A 387-nucleotide genomic window follows, 5' to 3' on the forward strand; every position below is an offset into this window, starting at 1 on the left:
CCGGTCAGGGTGCCCACCCCCGCATCGCTGATCTCGAAGCTCACCCCGACGGTCGGCAGCAGGTCGTAGCCCGCGGTGTCCGTATCCGTCGCGGTGTTGCTCGCGTTGTCCGTGGCCGTGGCCGTCGCCGTGTAGGTGACCTCCTCGTCGAAGCTCTCGCCACTCAGATCCACACTCCAGCTGCCATCCGGATTCAGCGTCGCCGGGAACGGACCCAGATTGCTGCCGTCACTGCCGGTGATCGTCACCGACACGCTGGCCGCGTGCTCACTGGTGCCGGTCAGGGTGCCCACCCCCGCATCGCTGATCTCGAAGCTCACCCCCACCGTCGGCAACAGGTCGTAGCCCGCGGTGTCCGTATCCGTCGCGGTGTTGCTCGCATTGTCG

The 387-nt window shown here is 67.4% G+C and carries 1 protein-coding gene; it reads right to left on the reverse strand.

Annotated features, from left to right (window positions below; genetic code table 11):
- Positions 1-387 (reverse strand): Ig-like domain-containing protein (locus E6C76_RS22155; RefSeq protein WP_168734410.1); only part of this gene is annotated, 387 nt, incomplete at both ends.

The sequence above is a fragment of the Pseudothauera nasutitermitis genome (assembly GCF_004801295.1).
In the GTDB taxonomy this organism is placed as follows: domain Bacteria; phylum Pseudomonadota; class Gammaproteobacteria; order Burkholderiales; family Rhodocyclaceae; genus Pseudothauera; species Pseudothauera nasutitermitis.